Genomic DNA, 18436 nt, shown 5'->3' on the forward strand with positions numbered 1-18436 from the left:
GCGGGCTTGCGGACTTGAACCACCGGCGAAAAAGGTCACCTTGGTGGGCAACACATCTTCAGGACCTCACCCTATGCCTTATGCCCATAACGACAGTTCCGAAACGATGCCAATGATGGCTGCGGCGGCACCGGATGTGCGCAATCGTGACAAACTAGAGGGCGGCAAGGCCTTTGTCCTGCATACAGAGTTCGAACCCGCCGGCGACCAACCCACCGCGATCAAGGAACTGAGCCAGGGTGTGCGCGACGGCGACCGCGATCAGGTGCTGCTGGGGGCAACGGGCACCGGCAAAACCTTCACCATCGCCAAGGTGATCGAGGAAACCCAACGTCCCGCCATCATCCTCGCGCCAAACAAAACACTTGCCGCACAGCTTTATGGGGAGTTCAAAGGTTTCTTTCCAGACAATGCCGTCGAGTATTTCGTCAGCTTCTACGACTACTACCAACCCGAAGCCTATGTTGCTCGGTCCGATACCTTCATCGAGAAGGAGTCGCAGATCAACGAACAGATCGACCGAATGCGCCACTCCGCCACCCGCGCCCTGCTGGAACGGGACGATGTGATCATCGTCGCCTCGGTCTCCTGTATCTACGGTATCGGCTCGGTTGAAACCTATGGCGCGATGACCCAAGACCTTAAGGCCGGCGGGACCTATGACCAGCGGCAGGTGATTGCCGACCTGGTGGCCCAGCAGTACAAGCGCAACGATGCCGCCTTTGTGCGTGGCTCCTTCCGGGTGCGCGGCGACAGCCTTGAGATTTTTCCGGCCCACCTTGATGACCGCGCTTGGCGATTGTCGTTCTTTGGCGAAGAACTGGAGAGCATCACGGAATTCGACCCGCTGACCGGGGAAAAAACCGATACATTCGAACAGATCAGAGTCTATGCCAATAGCCACTATGTGACGCCGAAGCCCGCCATGTCACAGGCCCTTGTTGGCATCAAGAAAGAGCTGCGTATGCGGTTGGATCAGCTGGTTGGTGACGGTAAATTGCTGGAAGCCCAGCGGCTTGAACAACGCACGAACTTTGATCTCGAAATGCTCGAAGCCACCGGTGTGTGTAACGGCATCGAAAACTATTCCCGCTACCTGACGGGCCGCGCCCCCGGCGAGCCACCCCCCACCCTGTTTGAATTCATTCCCGACAACGCCATTGTCTTTGCTGATGAATCCCATGTCTCGGTGCCGCAAATCGGCGGCATGTACAAAGGCGACTATCGGCGCAAGTTCACATTAGCCGAACACGGGTTCCGCCTGCCCTCCTGTATGGACAACCGCCCGCTCAAGTTCGAGGAATGGGACGCCATGCGCCCGCAGTCGGTGTTCGTTTCCGCCACCCCCGCTGCGTGGGAGATCGAACAATCCGGCGGTGTCTTTACCGAACAGATCATTCGCCCCACCGGCCTGATTGATCCAAAGATCGAAATCCGTCCGGTCGAAATGCAGGTTGATGATCTGCTGGATGAGGTGCGCAAAGTTGCCGCTGACGGCTATCGCACCCTCTGTACCACTTTGACCAAACGCATGGCCGAAGACCTCACAGAATATATGCATGAACAGGGCATTCGCGTCCGGTATATGCACAGTGACATCGACACCATCGAACGGATCGAAATCCTGCGCGACCTGCGCCTTGGGGCCTTTGACGTACTGATCGGGATCAACCTGCTGCGCGAGGGGCTGGACATCCCTGAATGTGGGCTTGTCGCCATTCTGGATGCCGATAAAGAGGGCTTCTTGCGTTCGGAAACCTCCCTGATCCAGACCATTGGCCGCGCCGCGCGTAACGCCGAAGGTCGGGTAATCATGTACGCCGACCGCATCACCGGATCGATGGAACGTGCAATTGGCGAGACCGAACGCCGCCGTGCCAAACAAGAGGCCTACAACCTTGAACACGGCATCACGCCGACAACCGTGAAAAAGAACGTCGATGACATTCTGGCCGGCCTCTACAAGGGCGACGTCGACATGAACCGCGTGACCACCAAGATCGACAACAAGCTGGCCGGCTCTAACATGCAGACCGTTTTGGAAGGGCTGCGTACCGATATGCGCAAGGCCGCAGAAAACCTTGAGTTCGAAGAGGCGGCCCGCCTGCGCGACGAGGTAAAGCGGCTGGAAGCCGTGGATCTGGCGATTGCGGATGATCCCATGGCCCGCCAATACGCGGTGGACAAGGCCGTGGATGACGCCAAAAAAGCTTCCGGTCGCTCCTCCATGGGCCGGGGTGGCATGCGTGGCGGGGTGAAACGCCGAAAGGGCCGGTAGCCGATCACCCCAGCCCGCGCCGCAAAAAAGGTTCGGAACCAATTCGTCTGTTTGGCGTTGACCCTACAACAGAGACACCCAAAGGAGACAAAAATGGAATATGGTATTTTCGGATTGATCATTCTGATCGCTAACATTTACGCGATTTATCAGGTTCTTACGTCTGGCGCGTCTGGTCTGGCGAAAATCATCTGGACCGTCGCAATCCTGCTGCTGCCCGTCATTGGCCTGATCATCTGGTTGATCGCCGGCCCGCGCGGCAACGGTTCGGTCCGCGTCTAACGCCTGACCGGCGTGACACCCCAAGGAACCAAAGCCCGGCGCAATCGCGTCGGGCTTTTGCTTGCGGTAAAACCGCCACGCGGCTCATCTCAAGAGCTTACGTTAACCTTTTGTTAACAAACAGCCCGCAACCCTGTTGTCAGGAGGCGCAATGAGAGTTCTATTCGCAGTGTCGTTAATGGTATGGCAATTTCTTGCCAGCAACGCGCAAGCCGGCGCTTGGTTGCGCGAGAAAGGCACGGGTTTCGCTTCGCTCAGCTTCGGGGCCACTGAATTCTCGGAAACCACAAACGCGCTCTATGTCGAATACGGACTTAGCAATAAAACCACCATTGGCCTTGATATCAGCAGCTTCACCAATGCACAGAATGTACGTAACGGTTTTGGAAACCTGTTTATCCGCCGAGCCATCGGCCCCACAGACCGGCCCAGCAAATGGGCCTATGAGCTGGGGATTGGCGGGCTCTGGGGCAATGAACGGCAATTGCCCTCGGTGAAAACCACACTCTCTTGGGGGCGCGGATTTCAACTGCGCGCGCGCGATGGTTGGATCAATATGGACGCCGCCTATGTCTACGAACCAACCCTAGGCAGCCATATCACCAAATTTGACGCAACTTTGGGCCTGCACTTTGGCGGCATCACCACCGGTCTGTTAGAGGTCACCCATTCCTCGCAGAATGATGATACCTTTGGCGCGGTTGAACCCTCGGTCCTGATCCGGCCCAAGGACGGTAAATTCAGCATCAAGCTTGGGGCGCAAATCCCCTTTGACGAAGGGGACAAAGCGGCACTGAAACTCGGGGTTTGGCACAGCTTTTAACGCCAAACGCCCAAGCAAAGGTCCCGCTCCGAGGCGCGGGAACTTCCAAATGCGCTTTAGCGAAAGTCCATTCTCACCGTCGCCTGAACTTTACCCCGCACTTCGCTGGGCCAGACCAACCTGATCTGATCACGGTTCGCCCCCTGCACCGTATCCACATATGGCGTCTCGAATTGCTTGACGTTATTGCCATTGCGCAGCGGCCCGATGGCCGTCACCGCATCCACCGACAGGGCCTCTCCCCCGAAGGCCAGATACTCAGCCACATCAATGGTCCAATTATCATCCACCGTGCCCTGTGTGAAATCAACATAGGCAGGGTTCACAGGTTGCGCCGTCACCCCAAGAAAGGAATTGGCCGCCATGGTGAAATTCTTGCACCGCGACATGTCCAGATCAGCAAAGCTGGTATCCACCCGCTCGGCACGATCAATGAACCCGTTCAGGCTGCGAAACCGATTGCCTGAAATCGACACACCATTGAGGAAATGCCCCGCCCCGTGCGGCTTGACCACGATGTAACTGAACCAGGGCGCAACCTCTCCCGACAGGAACATATTGTCTGCCACACTAAGCGCGCTGAACGAGAAACCGCCCGTGAAGGCCGGGCTGGGATCATGTTCATTGGTCCATTCGATGAAACAGTTATCAATGTAATTGTTTGAAATCACGGTGCCCACGCTGGTGCTGGCCAGAATAATCCCCGCAGACCGCACACCATTCGCCACCCCATCACCCTGAAAGAAATGGTTGCCGATGAAAATGTTATTCGACCCACCCAGCAAACCAAAATGGCGAAACCGCGTGGCCCGGTTGTTGCGGATTTTCGCATCATTCTGGTTCACATTAAAGCCAATGGTCTTGCGTGCAGGCACCGCCAGCGCATCTTCGGCTGACAGGAACTGGCATCGATCCACAATCAATCCCTGACACCCCGTCCCGATCGACGTGATACCCCGGTCCATCGGTCGGCTGATGAAACAATCCCGGATATGAAATGTAATCCCCCCCGGCGACAGCATGATTGCCGAACAGCGGTCGTTACATTGCAGCTCCACATCTGCCATCACGAACTTGCTCAGCGCATTGAACCCCGAAAAATCAATCAGGTACTTGAACTTGCGAAAGGTTAAATTCTGCCGCCCCTCGGCATCAAACAGCGGCTTGTTCAATGTGATTTCCTGACGGGCCAGGTCCTTGCTGCGCACATAAACCTCGCGCCCCACCCCCGTGCCTTCAACCAGTGACCCCACCGCAATGCTCGCCACATTGGTCACATCGGTCAACGTTCGGGAATTGCCTGCCGAATAGGTCGCGCCGGACGTGAATACCTCTGTATTCCACGCCGCCCCCGCCGCCGCTTCCAACTGACCATTGCGGATCACCCGCCGCGTCGCATAGGAATTCGTGCCCGGCACAGCACCGGCCATGTCCAGCGGTGCCGTCACATTGACCTTGCGCCCGCCCATATCCAGCGTTTCGTGATCCGAGTTGTTCAACAGCGCCTGAAACGCTTTCTTGAACGCCAGCTCCTCATCCTCAAAGGCCTCGATATAGGTCGGCAAATCAAAGTTGCGCCGCAGCAAAAGAACCGCCGTGTCGGGCATACTGACCCGCCCCTCAAACTTCACCGGCGTGTCGACTGTCACATTCTGCGCCAGCCGGAAATTACCTTCTGGCACAAACACCGTCCGCCCGTTCGCCGCAGAATTTGCCGCCTCAAAAGCGGCGGTGTTATCGGTGTTCCCGTTGCCAATGGCCCCGTAATCCACAACATCCACAATCGAAATCATATCGCGCACAAAAACCGATGTCACATCCTCGATCTGAATGTCATCCACGCGGATAATGCCGCCGTTCGGCCCCACCAGATCAATGCCGAAATGGCCATAGACCGGCTCTGTCCCCCAAACCAGATCCACCCCGCCGCGCGAACCTGTTCCAATAATGGCCTTTACCTCAACCACTTCACCGTAATTCTGCAAAGTCGTAAACGTCGAGAACTCAGGCAACCCGTTCACCCGCGCCCCGTTGCCATGGGCCGGATATCCGGCAATGCGCACCGACGGCAGGTTACCACTCACCGCCTTAACCCGCACTGAAATCTGCAAATAGCACCCCGGCAAAATCGGTGTCTGCCCCATGTACCGCAATTTTTGTGTGTTCTGGGTCTTCAACAACTCCAACGATCCGGCAAAATTCTGATCCGCCGCCACAAACAGGGCATTTGCCGCGTTCTCATAGGTGTCAGACCCCGCCGTGCCATCGCCGCTTGACCAGACATCCAGACCTGCCGCAAAAGGTGTCGGCGTCAGCACCAAACCATCGGTAATTGCCTTGTTCATCAAAATTCCCTTTCCACAGAGGTGCCAGTCGCACTCCGGTTGTTGCCATCACACCGGCGGGTGCCGGTTCGGGACAGGGAAATATCAATGATGTGTTAAACGGGACTAAGCCGACCGAGCGCTGACCGACGCAACACTAGGGCTCTGCGCGCTTTCCTACGTTCTCGCCGCGCGCCCTCAGACAGAGGCCCCCGGGGCGTTCAGAAACTGTACACTGGCAATGCGCCAGCCGCTGTCAGTCTCTATCATTTGGTACAGCAACAGGTGTGTTACACCCTTAACATCGGTGATCTGTACCTTTTGAAATACCGATCCATCATACTCCCGCTGTTCAAGATAGCGCACATCCGCAGGGCGCCAGACCATGGGGTATTGCGTCGTTACCATCCGCCGGAAATTCTGTGGGGATTGGAACAGGCGCTGCAAGCGGGGCGTCGCAAAAGAAAACGCCCGCTCGAAATCATCCGCCTGAAAGGCTTCGATCTGGGCGTCGATTGTGCCTGTGATCGCATCCTGTTGGGCTGCTGTGCCAAAGGCAAGGACGCAGGCAAGGATCACCCCGCCCAACATCCGGTTTGCGCATTTCCACATATCTCACCCCCTGCTGACCAATACGTTAAGTCACGCGGCCAGCAGGGCAAGAGTTTCAGTCCGCCAGAAGTTTCCCCGCCAGCGCGTCGTCAATCAGCTGAACCGTTTCCTCAACGCCGTAAAGCGCGATGAAACCGCCAAAACGCGGCCCTTGCGACGCACCAAGCAACACTTCGTACAACGCGGTAAACCAGTCACGCAGCGGGTCAAACCGCTCTTTGCCCACCGCAAAGACCATGCTCTGCAATCCTTCAGCATCCAGACCACCCTCCCAAACCTTGAGATTGTCGCGCAGCTCTTCCAAGGCCTCGCGCTCCAGATCGCTCGGGGCGCGAAACACCTTATGCGGCTTCACAAAATCGTTGAAATAGCGCACTGCATGGCCCGCCGCTGCGTCCATGCCCGGATGGGTTTCCGCGCTAGCCTCAGGCGCATACCGCTGGATAAAACCCCAAAGCTGCGATTTATCCTCTGCCGATGACACCGACGCAAGGTTCAGCAACATCGAGAACGGTACAACCATGTCCGACGCTGGCACGTCGCCACCGTGAATATGCCATACCGGATTGTTCAACCGCGCCTTCGCGTCCTGCCCCTCATAGGCCCGCAACTGCTGATGATACTCGTCCACCGCTTTGGGGATCACATCAAAATGCATCCGCTTGGCGGTCTTGGGCTTTTGATACATGAAGTACGACAGGCTTTCCGTGCTGGCATAGGTCAGCCACTGGTCGATAGAAATCCCGTTACCCGAGGACTTCGAAATCTTTTGCCCGTTTTCATCAAGGAAAAGCTCATAGCTGAAATGGTTCGGCTTCTTGCCGCCCAGAATTTCGCAAATCCGGTCATAGATCGCGGTATTCGTCGCGTGTTCCTTGCCGTACATCTCGAAATCAACGTCCAATGCCGCCCAGCGCGCACCAAAGTCCGGCTTCCACTGCAATTTCACGTTGCCGCCGGTCACGGGCAAGGTCCATTCCTTGCCATCTTCATCGTCAAACGTAACCGTGTGGTTCACCGCATCGACATTCTTCATCGGCACATACAGCACCCGACCGGTCTCGGGGTGAATTGGCAGAAAGATCGAATAGGTCGCCGCACGCTCTTCGCGCAGCGACTTCAACATCACCGCCATAACCTGATCATAGCGTTCACAAGCCAGCTTTAGAATTTCGTCGAAATGCCCAGCGCGGTAAAACTCGCGGGCGGAATAGAACTCGTACTGGAACCCGAAGGTATCCAGAAAACGGCGCAGCATCGCGTTGTTATGATGCCCGAAACTCTCATGTGTCTCGAACGGGTCTGGCACAGATGTCAACGGCTTGTGCATATGCTCGGTCAGCATTTCCTGCTGTGGCACATTGCCCGGCACCTTGCGCATCCCGTCCAGATCGTCTGAGAAACACACCAGCTTGGTTGGAATATCGCTGATTTCCTCGAACGCCCGCTGGATCATCGTGGTGCGCAGCACCTCGCCGAAGGTGCCGATATGCGGCAGGCCAGACGGACCATAGCCGGTTTCGAACAACACATAGCCCTTTTCCGGCGGGGCTTTCGCATAGCGTTTCAAAACCGCACGGGCCTCTTCAAAAGGCCACGCTTTGCTGCTCATCGCCGCTTCCCGCATCTCAGACATTTGTATCATCCATTTTCCGCCGATTCCGTGCCCCATGCACGCCGGCTCGCGTGTACCTATTGCGTCCCCTGAGGTGCGTCAATATTCTGCACCGCAACAACTCTCCTCCCAAAGGACGCCCAATGACCAATGCCCCTTACCTGTCGCTCAGCGCACAAGACAGCCTTGTCGCGCTGATGATTGCGGTTTCCGCCTCGGACGAGAACATCCGCACTGCCGAGCTGATCAAGATCCAGTCCGCCGTCAACATGCTGCCAATCTTTGCAGAATACGATAACGACCGCCTGACTGTGATGAGTAAAACCGTCTTCGATCTCTTTGAACAGGAAGACGGGCTGGACGCCCTGTTCGGCCTCATCCGCGAAGCCTTGCCAGAGCGGCTTTATGAAACAGCCTATGCCTTGGCCTGCGATGTCGCTGCGGCCGATGGCACGCTGGACGAGGCCGAACTGCGCCTGCTGGAAGAAATCCGCTATGAGTTGGAAATCGACCGGCTTCATGCCGCTGCAATCGAACGCGGTGCCCGGGCACGCCACCTAAGCTAAACCGGCAATCCGGCGCGGCTTAGACGCCCTTGCGCCCATAGAGCGCATCCCAGCGCTCGATCAAGGCCTGCTGCACCCGTTTCGCCCGCTTGTTATAGGTGCGCGCGCCTGCCGGGCTTTCGCGGTCCGCGCGGCTGATCCGGGATCGCGCCCCCATATCAGAGGCAAAAATTGCAAACGCCATCTCGCGACCGTCCTGCCCGGTCATATATCCCGCCAATGATGACACAAAGTTCAGCGTGCCGGTTTTTGCATCCACCGCAACCGCCTGCTCCTTAACAGGCCGCCCCTTGCCATCCCGAAACCCGAACTGCTTGAGGATCGCCCGGAAATCGGCGTCCTTCACCGCCAGCAAGGCACGCGTCATATCAAGCGCCGTCAGCGTCGATGCATCGCCAAGCCCGGAATGATCAACCAGCTTCGGTGCCTGCATCCCCAGCGCCGCAACCGCCCAACGGTTCATTTCCGCGGCTGATGCCTGCAACCCGTTAACGCGGCCAACGCGCTTTTGCGTTGCTGCCAATCCTACCATTTCGGCAGTAAGGTTTGTTGAATAGCGCAGCATGTCTCGCAGGATCATCCGCAAGCCTTGGCTTTCGTGGCGCACGACAACCTCATGCGCCGGCAACGCGGCAATCACCTCGGGTTTACCCAGCCGGATACCATGGGCACCTGCCAAGGTGGCAAAGACCTCACCGGCATAAAGCGCGGGCTTGCGCACCGGCAGCCACCGCGCCCCGGAACCGCCCAATGCCCCCCGCGCGACGCTCCACTGGTCGCGTCCCGCCTGGTCGCGGTAGGTATAAACCGGCGTCGCCCGATCTTCGATCTGCATCGCCGCAAAGGTCACGTCAGGCCGGTATTTCTTTGAGCGTCCATCCATTGTGACGGTGTATTTACCGCTGTTGCGCCGCCATTCGAAATGCACACGGTTGAAATTCAATGCAATGCCGGTCACCGCCGGGTTGTACCCCACATGATCGGGCTGTTCTGGATCAATCCGCGCCACAAAGGGCAGCGCCCCCTGATAAACCTTTAGCCCGCCCTTCACGGCCACCACGCCCGCAACTTTCAAATCCGCCGCCATCTGCGCCAATACATCTGTGTCCAGCGTCGGGTCGCCCCCGCCCACCAAGATCAGATCGCCCTGCACCTCGCCATCCGCAATCCCGCCGGTGGCCACCAGCTTGGTCTCGAACCGATGCTCCGCGCCCAGTACCTCAAGGGCATAAAGCGCCGTAATCGCCTTGGTCACACTGGCTGGGGGCGTGCCAACATGTTCATGCGCGCATTCCAGCCATGCACCGGACTGCACATCCGCCAGCGCAAAGGCCACACGTCCAGACAGTTTGTGCCCATTGATGATCTGGGAAACCTCGGGAATCGCCTTTTTGTAGAAATCAGCATCCCGCAACACAGGACGCAGCGATTCAGCTGGCGGTGCGGCAAATGCGCCCTGCCCCAACGCTGCGAAAGCCGCAACAGAACCCAAAAACCCACGTCTGCTTAACCTATTTTCCATAGCCTGACATAACCCTGATCACCGCACCGCTTCAAGCACGCGGTTATACATTTGCAACCCCTGCAACGCGTGGTATGCGACAGCATGCAACGCGCCGCCCTAATCATGTTTGTCGCCATGTCGCTGATCCCCGCGGGTGACAGTGCTGGCAAATTGCTGACCTCTACACTGGGGGTCGCACCGGTATTTGTCGCATGGTCCCGATTTGCCCTTGGCGCATTGATGGTCCTGCCCTTCATCTCGCCCTCTGCCTTTGGTCTGCTACGCGACTGGCGCATCTGGGTGCGCGCACTGGTGCTTGCCTGCGGCATCAGCTCTATCCAGATGGCCCTGCAAACCGCTGATATCGCGACAGTCTTTGCCGCCTTCTTCGTCGGGCCAATGTTCTCTTATGTGCTGGCCGTCATATTTCTGCGCGAACCAGTCACCCTGTTACGCTCGGCACTGATTATCATCGGGTTTGCCGGTGTCCTGCTGGTCGTGCGCCCCGGCATGGGGGGCGAGGCCGGCGTACTTTGGGCTGCAGGCGCAGGGCTGTGTTACGGAACATTCCTGACCATGTCGCGCTGGCTGTCGGGCATTGGCACCCCCATTGCCCTGACCTTTACGCAGCTGCTGATCAGCGCCTTATTGCTGCTGCCCCTTGGTCTGTTGAACCTGCCTGAAACAACCCTGCCCATCGCGGCCCTTACACTGACCTCAGCGTTTTGTTCGATGCTGGGCAATCTGCTGCTGCTCTATGCCTACCGCATTGCCAACGCCACACGCCTTGCGCCGCTCGTGTATTTCCAACTGATCGCGGCCGTCGGTTTCGGGTGGAGCATCTTCAACGACCTGCCAGATGCCTATACTTGGGCCGGCCTTGCCGTCATTCTGGCCAGCGGCATCGCATCAACCCGCCTGCGCTGACCACTTCCCCTGCGCCCTGATCGCAGTGGATGACGCCGCATTCATCGGCACATTCACAAAACACCATGCCGGGGCATCAGCCCTCCCCAGCAAATGCCCATAGCGGCCCGCAATCCGGTAGGACGCATAAAGTCCGGCAGCCCGACTCATCCGCGCTGAAATACGCTGTCCTGGGCGCGCCAAAACCCCGACAGGCACGCTTTGCATGATCCCGCGCCAATCCTGCCAGAGATGGAATTGCGCCATATTATCCGCCCCCATCAGCCAGACAAACCGCACCTGCGGATACATCTTCTGCAACCGCGCCAAGGTCTGCGCCGTGTACCGTGTGCCCAGATGGGCCTCGATATCCGTGATCTCGACCCGTGGATGCCGCATCACCTGACGGGCTCGCGTCATCCGGTCGTCGAGCGGTGCAGGCCCCCGGCTCTTCAATGGATTTCCGGGACTGACCAGCCACCACACACGGTCCAGCCCGAACCGCTTGAGCGCCTCGCGGGTGATATGGGCATGGCCCTCATGCGCGGGATCAAAGGATCCCCCCAACAGACCGATCACCTGTCCGCTGGACGCATATGGAAACTGATAACGCAAAAGAAAACGGCCCCCGAATGACTTCAGGGGCCGAAAGGAAGGGCTTCTGCCCGGTTTGTCAATCAGATCAGTTGTTGTGCTTGACGATCGCACCCGACTTGATGCGCTCAAAGTAGCTGTTCATCTCGCGCTTCACGATCGGCATCAGGAAGTACAATGCCGTGATGTTCACAACCGCCATGGCAAAGATCATCGCATCAGAGAAGTCGATGACCGCGCCCAACTGTGCCGCCGCTCCGACGATAATGAAGAAGCAGAAGATCAGCTTGAACACCAACTCCGTCGTCTTGCCCTCACCAAACAGATAGGTCCATGCCTTCAGACCATAGTAAGACCATGAAATCATCGTGGAAAAGGCGAACAGGATCACTGCCAGCGCCAGCACATAGGGGAACCAGCTAAACCCGGCGGCAAAGGCCGAAGATGTCAGGCCAACGCCACTTGATCCGTCAACCGTTTTGATCGCTGTGCCCGCTTCATTCAGAACAAATGTGCCTGTCGCAGGGTCCATTACCAACACGCCAGAGATTGTGATAACCAAGGCCGTCATCGTACAGATCACAACCGTGTCGATAAACGGCTCCAACAGGGAAACAACACCTTCCGTCACCGGCTCTTTGGTCTTCACAGCAGAGTGGGCAATCGCCGCGGAACCAACACCGGCTTCGTTCGAAAACGCCGCCCGTTTGAACCCTTGGATCAAGGCACCAACGAAACCGCCAGCAACACCCAGACCGGTAAAGGCACCTTCAAAGATCTGGCCAAAGGCCCAACCGATCTGGCCCGCATTCATGATCAGGATAACCAGCGCAGCCAGAACATACATGATGCCCATGAACGGCACGACTTTCTCGGTCACGCTGGCGATGGATTTGATCCCGCCAACAATCACCGCAAAGACAACCGCGGCAAAAATCACGCCGGTAATCACACCGGAAAAGTCACCGACAATATTGGTAATCTGCGCATGCGCCTGATTGGCTTGGAACATGTTTCCGCCGCCCAATGCACCACCGATGGTGAAGATCGCAAAGATCACGGCCAGAACCTTACCGCCAGGCAGGCCACGCTCCTTGAACCCTTTGGTCATGTAATACATCGGACCACCCGAAACCGTCCCGTCAGGGTATTCGTTCCGGTATTTCACACCCAGCGTACATTCGGTGAATTTGGACGCCATGCCCAGAAGACCGGCCAGCACCATCCAGAATGTCGCCCCCGGGCCACCAATGCCCACGGCCACCGCAACACCGGCGATGTTACCCAAACCAACGGTGCCCGAAAGCGCCGTTGTCAAAGCCTGAAAGTGGCTGACCTCGCCCGCGTCATTCGGATCGGAATAGTCACCCTTGACCAGCGAAATCGCATGGCCGAATGCCTTGAATTGGATGAACCCGAAATAGATCGTAAAAATCGACGCAGCCACAACCAACCACAAAACAATCCACGGAAAGTTTGTGCCCGGCAGGCTCATAAAGATCAGATTCACGAACCAGCCCGTCGAGCTGGAGAAGATATCATTCACTTTCTGATCAAAGCTGACGGCCTCTTGCGCCGCCGCCAAAGTCGGCAGGCTCAGCGCAGTTGCGGCCAAACCCGTTCCTAAAAATCGCTTCATTTTAAATCCCCCAAATTCACGGAATGATGGTAACCGGCACGCTGGCAGAAGCCGCCAGTCGACCTGTCACACCACCGAACACACGCTCTTTCAAACCACGTGCGCCGACACGCCCGACAACAATCTGCATTGCCCCATGCGCTTTGGCCGTTGCGTCCAGAATATCCGCGGCGTCACCATGCTTTACAACGCCAACGATATCGAAACCTTCGGCCTTTGCCTGATCCACGGCCGGATTAAGCACCCGCTCGTGCGCCATCTTCAGCTCTTCTTCACGCCGCTTGTGACGTTGTTCGTTTTCTTCTGGGGTTTGAAAGCTGAACGGCGACCATTCGATCACATAGCAGATTGCGATGGTGCAGTCTCCGATCCCTTTGGCCTGCCGTTTGGCAAAGGCAAGCGCTCGGGCACCCGCCTTTGATCCATCCAGACCCACAACAATAGTGGCTTTTGTCATTGTTTAGTGTTCCCTGTTGTCCCACCACACCCCCACAGTCGCTCCGGACCGGTCGGATGCAGTCAATTTTCCCTGTATAGGTGACAGATTGCCGCCCCCTACAGGTTGAATTAAGCATAACAGGTTCGTCGCGAGTGTAACGGCCAAAAATACCAAGAATAGCAGAATTTTTGCCTGATTTTAACCGACTTTCCAGCCAAATCGGCTGTCGTCAAGGTAAACAACAGGAATTACTCTTCGCCAGCACGACACCACTTAGACATCGTAACGTTGCGTCATAATCCCCCCCTAGCACATCATTTACAGGCTTGTCACGTCTGCGTTGATCTTGGGACGCCGGCGCGATATTGCGGTGCAAACCTCATTTGACCAGACAGGAACCCCCATGGCGGCCTATCAATTCGTTTACCACATGTCCGGCGTCTCCAAGACCTATCCCGGCGGCAAGAAAACCTTTGAAAACATTCACCTGAACTTTCTTCCCGGCGTGAAGATCGGTGTGGTCGGCGTCAACGGCGCTGGTAAATCCACGCTGTTGAAGATCATGGCAGGTCTCGACAAGGATTTTCAGGGCGAAGCATGGGCCGCTGAAGGGGCCAAAGTCGGTTATCTGCCACAGGAGCCCAAGCTGGACGAAACCCTGACCGTGCGTGAAAACGTCATGCTGGGTGTGGCCGAGAAAAAGGCGATCCTTGATCGTTACAACGAACTTGCCATGAACTATTCGGACGAAACCGCCGATGAAATGGCCAAGCTGCAAGATGACATCGACGCACAGAACCTCTGGGATCTGGACAGCCAGATCGACGTGTCGATGGAGGCCCTGCGTTGCCCACCGGACGACGCCAACATCAAAGACCTCTCGGGCGGTGAAGCCCGCCGCGTCGCGCTGTGCAAACTGCTGCTCGAAGCGCCCGACATGCTGCTGCTTGACGAACCGACCAACCACCTTGACGCCGAAACCATCGCCTGGCTGCAACAGCACCTGATGGATTACAAAGGCACCATTCTGATTGTTACCCACGACCGCTACTTCCTGGACGACATCACCAGCTGGATTCTCGAACTCGACCGCGGCAAGGGCGTGCCTTACGAGGGCAACTATTCCGACTGGCTGGAACAGAAAGCCAAACGTCTGGCGCAGGAAGCCCGCGAGGACAAATCCAAACAGAAAACGCTTGAGCGGGAACTTGAATGGATGCGTCAGGGGGCCAAGGCCCGTCAGGCCAAATCCAAAGCGCGGATCAACGCCTATAACGAAATGGCCGACCAATCAGAGCGCGAAAAGCTCAGCCGCGCCCAGATTGTCATCCCCAATGGCCCGCGCCTTGGCAACAAGGTGATCGAGGTGGCGAACCTGAACAAGGCCATGGGCGACAAACTGCTGGTCGAAGACCTCAGCTTTGAACTGCCGCCCGGCGGCATCGTCGGCGTGATCGGCCCCAACGGCGCGGGTAAATCCACTCTGTTCAAGATGCTGACCGGTCAGGAAAAACCCGACGCCGGCACGGTTGAATACGGCGAAACCGTTGACCTCTCCTATGTCGACCAGTCCCGCGATGATCTGGCCGATGACGATACCGTCTGGCAGGCCATCACTGGCGGTGCCGAGCTGATCAAACTGGGCGACGCCGAGGTCAACTCGCGCGCCTATTGCTCCTCCTTCAACTTCAAAGGCGGCGACCAGCAAAAGAAGGTCGGTCTGCTCTCGGGTGGTGAACGCAACCGCGTCCACATGGCCCGCCTATTGAAAGAAGGCGGCAACGTGCTGCTGCTCGATGAACCGACCAACGATCTGGACGTCGAAACCCTGCGCGCGCTGGAAGACGCCCTTGTCGATTTCGCCGGCTGCGCGGTTGTTATCTCGCACGATCGCTTCTTCCTCGACCGGATTTGTACGCATATTCTGGCCTTCGAGGGCGACGCCCATGTGGAATGGTTCGAGGGCAACTTCGAAGACTACGAAGAGGACAAGAAGCGCCGGTTGGGTGCCGATGCGCTAGAGCCGAAGCGACTGAAGCATAAGAAGTTCGTTCGGTAGGGCGAGGTTCCCCCTGCCACCTATCCCCTACAAAAATACGCCAAGGCGGGGTCACCCCCGCCTTACGCAAATGCCACGTTGCCATCCTGACCCAGCAGCCGCGCGCGATGCACCGAGGACCAAGGCCAGTCTTTCGGTCGCGCCACCAACCGGTGTTTCACAGGATTGAGGTGGCAATAGAGTATATGCTGCGCCAACTCTTCCTCCCCGCGGATATGATGCTCCCAAAACCGTTTCTGCCAAATCCTACTCGCCCTTTCCGTAGGGTGGGGTTCACCCCGCCATTGCGCAAATGGGGCGAGTCCGGCGGGACCGGCCCCGCCCTCCGGACAGCCATAGAAAACCGCCCCATATTCGCGCCCCAGCGGCGTCCAAAACCCCGTCACCACGCGGTAAACGCCAGATACAATGCAGGTGGTCCGGCAAAACAACCATCGCCACAATTTTGAAGGGCCGTCCCGCCTTGGTCGCCCTAACCGCATCACCCAACAGGCAATTCGATCCGTGAGCAACGCACTGCGCCGGTAACGCAGGGTCGAATGTAATGAGGTATCCCCCCAGTCTGCACCAGTCAGGGATAACATATCCCTACACGATCTCCGGCCAAATTCCGCCCACCTACCCACAGCCCTTGTCCGAATCGCCGTCTCGCCCTATATTCTGCATTGCTAACGTTTATCTATTTCGACCCACTGTCTCCCTAACACGGCGCAGATCGAACTCAGACCGACCACGCCACGCCATCGCACAACGCGGATGGAACACTGCTTTAGGAGACTACGGAATGGCTACTGGCACCGTAAAATGGTTTAACACAACAAAAGGCTTCGGCTTTATCGCACCCGATGGCGGCAGCAAGGACGTTTTCGTTCACATTTCTGCTGTTGAGCGCGCAGGCCTGACCGGTCTGGCCGACAACCAGAAAGTGACGTTCGACATCGAAGCTGGCCGTGATGGCCGCGAGTCGGCAACGAACATCGCACTGGCATAAGCCTTAGACGGGGCGCTGCGGCGTCCCTGTCACAAGAATTTGACCGACCCTCTGGCAACAGTGGGTCGGTTTTTCTTTCTGTAGGGTTGAAAAAATCCGCATTTTCGCGAAGTTAAACCATCTGCACAACGTAATTTATGGAGCGTCCCCATGCACCGCCGCACCTTTCTGGCCTCAACATTGGCCGCTGCTGCCCTGCCACAGGTCCTGTCCGCAACAACAGCCGCCTATGACCCAACACCGCAGGAAGTGTCGATCAAGCCGACCTACCAGCCCGGTCAATTGCTGGTCTTGCCACGCAGCCACTATCTCTATTTCGTGACGGCCCCCGGCAAGGCAATGCGCTATGGCATCGGGGTGGGCAAGGCTGGCCTCGAATTCACCGGCACCGCAACCATCGCTGTCAAAAAAGAATGGCCCACATGGCGCCCAACAGACGAGATGATCGAACGCGACCCACAGGCCTACAAGCGCTTTATCGGCAATACCGAAGCCCAAGAAGGCGGCCCCGGTAACCCGCTTGGTGCCCGTGCGCTTTATCTCTTTGAAGGTGGCCGCGACACCTATTTCCGCATCCACGGCACCACCGCGCCCAGCACAATCGGCCGGTCCGTTTCCAATGGTTGCATCCGTATGATCAACGACCACGTGATTGATCTCTACAACCGCGTGCCTGTCGGCACGGTTGTGACGGTTCTTTAAACCCAGACGTCAGACATGAAAAAGGCCGGTGCCCGTTGCACCGGCCTTTCTCGTTTCCAAAACATAAACCGTATTAATTCAGCGCCTTATCCGTGATTGCCGACGTCCATGCCCCCTCGGGCTGCTTGGAGATCACCGGATCGGAGCCCCCCGCCAACAGCGTGTCCACCGTCCGCTGGAAATCCGCCTCAACCAAGGCACCATTGGAACCAGCGGTCAGCTTGGCAATCTCGCCCATCATCCGCACCTGCGCGGCTTCGGTCTGCGCACCCGTCTCGTCGTTATCCAGCACGATGCCGGCGGCTTCTTCCGGGTTTTCTTCGGCGTATTTCCACCCCTTCATCGACGCCCGCACAAAACGTACCATCTTGTCCTCAAACACCGGGTCGTTCAAGTTTTCCTCAAGCACGTAAATGCCATCTTCCAGTGTCGCCACACCCTGCTCTTCATATTTGAACGTGACCAGCTCGTCCGGGTTCACCCCCGCATCCAGCACCTGACCGTATTCGTTGTAGGTCATGGTCGAAATACAATCCGCCTCGCGCTGCAACAATGGATCGACGTTGAAACCCTGTTTCAAGACGGTCACCCCGTCGTCTCCCCCATCGGTGGAAATGCCTTCTTGGCTCATCCACGACAGGAACGGGTACTCATTGCCAAAGAACCAGACACCAATCGTCTTGCCTTTGAAATCCTGCGGGCCGGTGATGCCGGTATCCTTCCAACAGGTCAGCATCAAACCGGAGGTCTTAAACGGCTGGGCAATATTCACTACCGGCAGCCCCTTTTCACGCGCCGCCAGCGCCGAAGGCATCCAGTTCAGCATGGCATCGGCACCGCCGCCGGCCAAAACCTGCGGCGGCGCAATATCAGGGCCACCAGCCAAAACTGTTACCTCCAGCCCCTCTTCCTCGTAAAACCCCTTGTCCAGCGCCACGTAATACCCGGCGAACTGCGCCTGCGTGACCCACTGCAACTGCAATGTAACGCTGTTTGCGTGCCCGTCAGCAAAGACAGGTGCCCCACCCAAACCAGTGGCAACAGCCGCGGCCATCATCAATTTCTTCATCATTTATCGTCTCCCCTATTGGTTAACATATTG

At 57.3% G+C, this 18436-nt stretch carries 17 protein-coding genes; 8 read left to right on the forward strand and 9 right to left on the reverse strand.

Annotated features, from left to right (window positions below):
• Positions 1 to 73: 73 nt before the first annotated feature.
• The 3 genes from uvrB to HKX44_RS08545 all read left to right on the forward strand — a co-directional run bounded on the left by uvrB (position 74) and on the right by HKX44_RS08545 (position 3383).
• The gene (uvrB, locus tag HKX44_RS08535) at positions 74 to 2278 is read left to right on the forward strand and encodes an excinuclease ABC subunit UvrB (protein ID WP_276150912.1); all 2205 of its coding nucleotides are present in this window, start codon (positions 74 to 76) and stop codon (positions 2276 to 2278) included.
• 93 nt (positions 2279 to 2371) lie between these two features.
• Positions 2372 to 2560, forward strand: coding sequence for a PLDc N-terminal domain-containing protein (locus HKX44_RS08540; protein WP_276150913.1), 189 nt, complete (start codon positions 2372 to 2374; stop codon positions 2558 to 2560).
• Between the two features lie 151 nt (positions 2561 to 2711).
• The gene (locus tag HKX44_RS08545) at positions 2712 to 3383 is read left to right on the forward strand and encodes a hypothetical protein (RefSeq protein WP_276150914.1); all 672 of its coding nucleotides are present in this window, start codon (positions 2712 to 2714) and stop codon (positions 3381 to 3383) included.
• A 56-nt stretch (positions 3384 to 3439) separates the two neighbouring features.
• Here HKX44_RS08545 and HKX44_RS08550 read toward each other — a convergent pair whose 3' ends face one another.
• The 3 genes from HKX44_RS08550 to HKX44_RS08560 form a co-directional block, all read right to left on the reverse strand.
• On the reverse strand, positions 3440 to 5728 hold the full coding sequence (locus HKX44_RS08550; protein WP_276150915.1) for a glycosyl hydrolase family 28-related protein: 2289 nt from the start codon (positions 5726 to 5728) through the stop codon (positions 3440 to 3442).
• A 177-nt stretch (positions 5729 to 5905) separates the two neighbouring features.
• Positions 5906 to 6319, reverse strand: coding sequence for a DUF4864 domain-containing protein (locus HKX44_RS08555; protein ID WP_276150916.1), 414 nt, complete (start codon positions 6317 to 6319; stop codon positions 5906 to 5908).
• A 55-nt stretch (positions 6320 to 6374) separates the two neighbouring features.
• On the reverse strand, positions 6375 to 7955 hold the full coding sequence (locus HKX44_RS08560) for a lysine--tRNA ligase (RefSeq protein WP_276150917.1): 1581 nt from the start codon (positions 7953 to 7955) through the stop codon (positions 6375 to 6377).
• A gap of 122 nt (positions 7956 to 8077) precedes the next feature.
• On the opposite strand from HKX44_RS08560, the gene HKX44_RS08565 reads away from it, so the two are divergent.
• The gene (locus tag HKX44_RS08565) at positions 8078 to 8500 is read left to right on the forward strand and encodes a tellurite resistance TerB family protein (RefSeq protein ID WP_276150918.1); all 423 of its coding nucleotides are present in this window, start codon (positions 8078 to 8080) and stop codon (positions 8498 to 8500) included.
• Between the two features lie 19 nt (positions 8501 to 8519).
• Here the strand turns inward: HKX44_RS08565 and dacB are convergent, their stop codons facing one another.
• Complete coding sequence (gene dacB / locus HKX44_RS08570) at positions 8520 to 10022, reverse strand: D-alanyl-D-alanine carboxypeptidase/D-alanyl-D-alanine-endopeptidase (protein WP_276150919.1); 1503 nt, start codon at positions 10020 to 10022, stop codon at positions 8520 to 8522.
• 84 nt (positions 10023 to 10106) lie between these two features.
• Here dacB and HKX44_RS08575 point away from each other — a divergent pair, with 84 nt between their 5' ends.
• Positions 10107 to 10931, forward strand: a complete 825-nt coding sequence (locus HKX44_RS08575; protein ID WP_276150920.1) for a DMT family transporter — start codon at positions 10107 to 10109, stop codon at positions 10929 to 10931.
• Here the strand turns inward: HKX44_RS08575 and HKX44_RS08580 are convergent.
• From HKX44_RS08580 to HKX44_RS08590, 3 genes are all read right to left on the reverse strand, one after another.
• The gene (locus HKX44_RS08580; protein WP_276150921.1) at positions 10914 to 11525 is read right to left on the reverse strand and encodes a nicotinate-nucleotide adenylyltransferase; all 612 of its coding nucleotides are present in this window, start codon (positions 11523 to 11525) and stop codon (positions 10914 to 10916) included. The genes HKX44_RS08575 and HKX44_RS08580 overlap by 18 nt on opposite strands.
• A 67-nt stretch (positions 11526 to 11592) precedes the next feature.
• Positions 11593 to 13143 carry an alanine/glycine:cation symporter family protein gene (locus HKX44_RS08585; RefSeq protein ID WP_276150922.1) on the reverse strand — a complete coding sequence of 517 codons (1551 nt, stop codon included), beginning with the start codon at positions 13141 to 13143 and terminating at the stop codon, positions 11593 to 11595.
• 16 nt (positions 13144 to 13159) lie between these two features.
• Positions 13160 to 13600, reverse strand: coding sequence for a universal stress protein (locus HKX44_RS08590; RefSeq protein ID WP_276150923.1), 441 nt, complete (start codon positions 13598 to 13600; stop codon positions 13160 to 13162).
• A 385-nt stretch (positions 13601 to 13985) separates the two neighbouring features.
• Between HKX44_RS08590 and ettA the strand changes: the two genes are divergently transcribed.
• Positions 13986 to 15641, forward strand: coding sequence for an energy-dependent translational throttle protein EttA (gene ettA, locus HKX44_RS08595; RefSeq protein ID WP_276150924.1), 1656 nt, complete (start codon positions 13986 to 13988; stop codon positions 15639 to 15641).
• 62 nt (positions 15642 to 15703) lie between these two features.
• Here ettA and HKX44_RS08600 read toward each other — a convergent pair whose 3' ends face one another.
• Positions 15704 to 15838 (reverse strand): hypothetical protein, encoded by a 135-nt coding sequence (locus HKX44_RS08600; RefSeq protein WP_276150925.1) that lies wholly within the window; start codon positions 15836 to 15838, stop codon positions 15704 to 15706.
• 587 nt (positions 15839 to 16425) lie between these two features.
• Between HKX44_RS08600 and HKX44_RS08605 the strand changes: the two genes are divergently transcribed.
• Together HKX44_RS08605 and HKX44_RS08610 are read left to right on the forward strand one after the other, a co-directional pair.
• Entirely contained in the window at positions 16426 to 16632 is a 207-nt protein-coding gene (locus tag HKX44_RS08605; RefSeq protein WP_007117950.1) for a cold-shock protein, read from the forward strand.
• Positions 16633 to 16782: 150 nt separating this feature from the next.
• The gene (locus HKX44_RS08610; RefSeq protein ID WP_276150926.1) at positions 16783 to 17334 is read left to right on the forward strand and encodes a L,D-transpeptidase; all 552 of its coding nucleotides are present in this window, start codon (positions 16783 to 16785) and stop codon (positions 17332 to 17334) included.
• Positions 17335 to 17407: 73 nt separating this feature from the next.
• Here HKX44_RS08610 and HKX44_RS08615 read toward each other — a convergent pair whose 3' ends face one another.
• Complete coding sequence (locus HKX44_RS08615; RefSeq protein WP_276151875.1) at positions 17408 to 18403, reverse strand: ABC transporter substrate-binding protein; 996 nt, start codon at positions 18401 to 18403, stop codon at positions 17408 to 17410.
• Positions 18404 to 18436 lie beyond the last annotated feature (33 nt).

Origin of the sequence: Sulfitobacter sp. M05 (assembly GCF_029285175.1) — a bacterium.
In the GTDB taxonomy this organism is placed as follows: domain Bacteria; phylum Pseudomonadota; class Alphaproteobacteria; order Rhodobacterales; family Rhodobacteraceae; genus Sulfitobacter.

Coding starts and splice junctions, on each gene's coding strand:
- HKX44_RS08560 (WP_276150917.1), bottom strand. CDS start 7,955: ATGTCTGAGATGCGGGAAGCGGCGATGAGCAGCAAAGCGTGGCCTTTT.
- HKX44_RS08590 (WP_276150923.1), bottom strand. CDS start 13,600: ATGACAAAAGCCACTATTGTTGTGGGTCTGGATGGATCAAAGGCGGGT.
- HKX44_RS08540 (WP_276150913.1), top strand. CDS start 2,372: ATGGAATATGGTATTTTCGGATTGATCATTCTGATCGCTAACATTTAC.
- ettA (WP_276150924.1), top strand. CDS start 13,986: ATGGCGGCCTATCAATTCGTTTACCACATGTCCGGCGTCTCCAAGACC.
- HKX44_RS08605 (WP_007117950.1), top strand. CDS start 16,426: ATGGCTACTGGCACCGTAAAATGGTTTAACACAACAAAAGGCTTCGGC.
- uvrB (WP_276150912.1), top strand. CDS start 74: ATGCCTTATGCCCATAACGACAGTTCCGAAACGATGCCAATGATGGCT.
- HKX44_RS08575 (WP_276150920.1), top strand. CDS start 10,107: ATGCAACGCGCCGCCCTAATCATGTTTGTCGCCATGTCGCTGATCCCC.
- HKX44_RS08585 (WP_276150922.1), bottom strand. CDS start 13,143: ATGAAGCGATTTTTAGGAACGGGTTTGGCCGCAACTGCGCTGAGCCTG.
- HKX44_RS08565 (WP_276150918.1), top strand. CDS start 8,078: ATGACCAATGCCCCTTACCTGTCGCTCAGCGCACAAGACAGCCTTGTC.
- HKX44_RS08610 (WP_276150926.1), top strand. CDS start 16,783: ATGCACCGCCGCACCTTTCTGGCCTCAACATTGGCCGCTGCTGCCCTG.
- HKX44_RS08545 (WP_276150914.1), top strand. CDS start 2,712: ATGAGAGTTCTATTCGCAGTGTCGTTAATGGTATGGCAATTTCTTGCC.
- dacB (WP_276150919.1), bottom strand. CDS start 10,022: ATGGAAAATAGGTTAAGCAGACGTGGGTTTTTGGGTTCTGTTGCGGCT.
- HKX44_RS08555 (WP_276150916.1), bottom strand. CDS start 6,319: ATGTGGAAATGCGCAAACCGGATGTTGGGCGGGGTGATCCTTGCCTGC.
- HKX44_RS08550 (WP_276150915.1), bottom strand. CDS start 5,728: ATGAACAAGGCAATTACCGATGGTTTGGTGCTGACGCCGACACCTTTT.
- HKX44_RS08615 (WP_276151875.1), bottom strand. CDS start 18,403: ATGAAGAAATTGATGATGGCCGCGGCTGTTGCCACTGGTTTGGGTGGG.